Origin of the sequence: Nostocoides sp. (assembly GCF_035343835.1) — a bacterium.
GTDB classification, from domain to species: Bacteria; Actinomycetota; Actinomycetes; order Actinomycetales; family Dermatophilaceae; genus Nostocoides_A; species Nostocoides_A vanveenii.
On sequence record NZ_DAOQZV010000276.1, the window covers coordinates 1 to 3,852 of the forward strand.

General features: G+C 69.7%; 4 protein-coding genes. 2 read left to right on the forward strand and 2 right to left on the reverse strand.

Annotation, left to right across the window (positions count from 1 at the left end; all coding sequences use genetic code 11):
* Window positions 1-732: trehalose-phosphatase (gene otsB, locus PKH97_RS14660; protein ID WP_324388309.1), on the reverse strand; the 732-nt coding region annotated here is incomplete at its 3' end.
* Entirely contained in the window at window positions 729-2,207 is a 1,479-nt protein-coding gene (locus PKH97_RS14665; RefSeq protein WP_324388311.1) for a trehalose-6-phosphate synthase, read from the reverse strand. The genes otsB and PKH97_RS14665, both read right to left, overlap by 4 nt.
* Window positions 2,208-2,342: 135 nt before the next feature.
* Here PKH97_RS14665 and PKH97_RS14670 point away from each other — a divergent pair, with 135 nt between their 5' ends.
* Both PKH97_RS14670 and PKH97_RS14675 read left to right on the forward strand, forming a co-directional pair.
* Window positions 2,343-2,777 carry a CBS domain-containing protein gene (locus tag PKH97_RS14670; protein WP_324388312.1) on the forward strand — a complete coding sequence of 145 codons (435 nt, stop codon included), beginning with the start codon at window positions 2,343-2,345 and terminating at the stop codon, window positions 2,775-2,777.
* 60 nt (window positions 2,778-2,837) lie between these two features.
* Window positions 2,838-3,852: serine/threonine-protein kinase (locus tag PKH97_RS14675; RefSeq protein ID WP_324388313.1), on the forward strand; the 1,015-nt coding region annotated here is incomplete at its 3' end.

The window sequence follows — 3,852 nt, forward strand, 5'->3', positions numbered from 1 at the left end:
GGCCGCCACGTCGGGCGGCCCGGCGACGCGGTGCGCGGCGTGCGTCGCTCCTAGGCCCACCTTGATCCCGAGGTCGGCCGGGCTCAGCCGGATGAAGACGTTCTCGTCGGTGACGTCATCCCCGAAATAGACGACCGCATCGACGTCGAGTGCGCGCGCGAGGGCGGCGAGGGCGCTGCCTTTGTCGACCACCAGCGGGGTGACCTCGACGACATCCTTCCCACGCAGCACGGTCAGTTCCGGGTGCTCGGCCAGCACCTCGGCGGCGCGCCGGCCCGCCTCGGCGGCGTCGGGTGGCGTTGCCGTGCGCGTATGCAGCACGGTCGCCGTGGGCTTCAACTCCAGTCGCGCCCCGGGCATGCCCCCGAGGGCCGCGTGCAGCGCGACGGTCACAGCATCCAGGCTGGCCTGCTCGGTTTCCGAGAGCGTTATCCCGATATCGGCGCGCGTGCTCTGCGCGCCATGGCCGCCGATCAGGGTCAGCGGGGAGTCGGCGCCCTGACCGGTCAGCTGCGCCAAGGTGGCGAGGTCGCGGCCGGAGACGAGAGCGGCATACGTGCTGGGAAGCGCGGCGAGCGCGCAGAGATCGTCGAGCGTCCCCGGCAACGCCCGGGAGGTCATCGGGTCATCGACGAGGGGGGCGAGCACGCCGTCGAAGTCGCTGGCCACCAGCAGCGAGGGGGAGCGGGCGACGAGCTCGAGGGCAGCACGCAGGCCCGGCTCGGACGTCATGACGTCGAACTCCCCCCGGATCGCGACCCGTCGGCTGGTCCCGAATCCCATGCTAGGAGATCGAGGAACCGGCCCGCCCACGCATTGACATCGTGATCGGCTACCCGCTTGCGCATCGCCCGCATCCGGCGGCGACGCACCTGCCGCGAATCGCTGATGGCCGCCACGATGACATCCTTCAACCCGTCGATGTCGTGGGGGTTGGTGACATAGGCGGTGCGGAGTTCGTGCCACGCCCCGGTGAACTCCGAGAGGACCAGCGCCCCACCGTCGTCGACGCGTGCGGTGACATATTCCTTGGCGACGAGGTTCATCCCGTCGCGCAGCGGCGTGACGAGCATGACGTCGGCGGCCAGATAGAGTGCCGCCATCTCGGCCCGGCCGTAGGACTGGTGGAGGTATTGGACGACGACCGACCCGATGGAGGCGAACTCGCCATTGATGCGGCCGACGGTCCGCTCGATCTCGGTACGCAACTGACGGTAGGCCTCGACCCGCTCACGGCTTGGTGTCGCCACCTGGACGAAAACGGTCCCCGGGTTGGCCAGCCGCCCCTCCCGCAGCAGCTCCTCCACCGCCTTGAGGCGATGGCGAATGCCCTTGGTGTAATCGAGCCGGTCGACCCCGAGCAGGAGAGTCTCCGGATTGCCGAGCGAATCACGGATCTCGCGTGCCCGGGCCTGGACGGCCGGAGTGCGTGCCAGATCGGCCAGCGAAGCGACATCGATGGAGATCGGCACGGCCGCCGCCCGCACCAGGCGCTCGCTATCGCCGATGCCCACCGTGACCTGGCCGCTACGGGTGGGCAGGTCCAGCAGCCGGCGGCAAGCCCGCACGAAGTTGTCCGCATCGGCCTTTCGCTGGAAGCCGAGGAAGTCGGCGCCCAACAGGCCCTGAAGGATCGGCCGTCGCCACGGCAGTTGGGCGAAGAGTTCGACCGGGGGGAAGGGGATGTGGTCGAACCAGCCGATCCGCACATCGGGGCGCAGGTCACGGACATACGCCGGGGCCAGCTGGAGCTGGTAGTCGTGGATCCACACGGTCGCTCCCGGGGCGGCGAGTTCGGCGATCACCTCGGCGAAGCGCCGATTGACCCGCTCGTATGCGGCCCACCACGTGCGGTGGAAGTGCGCCGGCACGATCACGTCGTGATAGATCGGCCAGAGGGTGTCATTGCTGAAGCCCTCGTAGTAGTGCTGGATCTCCTGCGCCGACAAGGCGACCGGATGCAGTCTGATGCCGGAGTCGTCAAAGGGCTCCGGGGCGTCGCCGGCCTCGCCGGACCAGCCGATCCAGACCCCGTCGCGGCCTTGCATCACCGACTCCATGGCCGTGACCAGCCCGCCCGGGCTCCGTTGCCAGGAGGTGCTCCCATCGGGTGCCTCGACCCGGTCGACGGGAAGGCGATTGGCTGCGACCACCAGGTCGAAGCGGTGGGTGGAGCCGGGGCGATCGGCGGTCTGGTCGGAGGTCATCGAGCCACCTTCGTCAAAGTCGGGGTCCGCTTCCACTCTATGGGTGTCTCGCACAGTGGGATTACTTCGGTGCGGCCCGATTGAGCGGCCGGTACGCCTAGCGTGGGGAGGGGCGGACGACTACGTTGTGAGCCTATGAAGATCAGTGAGGTGGTCCGCCACAAGGACGTCGGCGGAACGGTGGTCACCATCGGACCGGACGCGACGGTGGGCGAACTCCTCGCCCTCCTCGCGGAGCACCGCATCGGCGCGGTGGTGGTCAGCGGTGACGGGAGTTCCGTCGACGGGATCGTCAGCGAGCGCGATGTCGTGCGCCACCTCCATACGAGCGGGCCGGCGATCATCGAGGGCCCGGTCTCGGGCATCATGACCGCCGAGGTGCGCACCTGTGCGCCCGACTCCGAGCTTGACGAGCTCGAGTCGACGATGACCGAGCATCGCATCCGTCACGTCCCGGTGGTCGTGGACGGTCATCTGCAGGCGATCGTCAGCATCGGCGATGTCGTCAAGAACCGCATCCAGTCCCTGCAGGCCGAGCGCGACCAGCTCGAGGCCTACATCCAGCAGTAGTCCACCCGATCCGTGCCGCGAGTCGGCTCGGCTCCCGGGGTCATCGCTTACGGTTAAGGCATGCAGACCGAGGTGCTGGGGCAGGGGCCCGAACCCGACCTGCCGGAGTTCACCAGCATCGGCGGCTATCGCCTCGTGCAGCAGCTCGGCGAGGGCGGTATGGGTGTGGTTCACCTCGCGCTCGACCGATCGGGTAAGGCCGTCGCGATCAAGGTCCTCCGCCCGCACGTGGCCGCCGATCCGGCCGCTCGCGGGCGCTTGGCCCGCGAGGTCGAGACGCTCAGCCGGGTTCGGCACCCCAATGTCGCGCCGATCATCGACCAGGACGTCGAGGGCCCGCTGCCCTATATCGTCACCCGCTATATCGCCGGGCCGCCGTTGGATCGGGTGATCGAGGAGCACGGCCCCATGCGCGGGCCGGCGTTGCTGCAACTCGGGCGCGGTCTGGCCGCGGCCCTGCACGGCATCCACGAGGCCGGTGTCGTCCACCGCGACGTCAAGCCCGGCAATGTGTTGATGCTCGACGGCGAGCCGATCCTGATCGACTTCGGGATCGCCCACGCCGCCGATGACGTCCGCCTGACCCGGACCGGCCTGGTGATGGGCACGCCCGGGTATCTCTCACCCGAGATCGTCGAGGGCGCCGAAGTCACGGAGTCCACCGACTGGTGGGGCTGGGCGGTGACCTTGGGCTTCGCCGCCTCGGGTCGCCCGCCTTTCGGCAAGGGAACCATGGAGTCGGTCTTGTCCCGCGTGGTGCGCGGCGACGCGGACCTCAGCGGGGTCGATCCCGCTCTCGTGCCGCTGCTCGACGCCGCGCTCTCGCCCTATCCGCAAGACCGCCCGACCGACGCCGAGGTCATCCGCGCCCTCGAGACCTATGCCGCCGGCGGCGCAGTCACCGATGTGCTGCGCACGGCGCCTCGTCGCTCGGTTCCCGAGACCGATGCGCTAGCAGCGCCAGCGACCGCGGTGCTCCCACCTGTGGCCCCGGCCCCGGGGACTTCCGGACCTGGGCGACCCGTGGTCGCACCGGCGCCCGGCCGGTCCGGGGTCGCCCCGGCACCCCCGTATG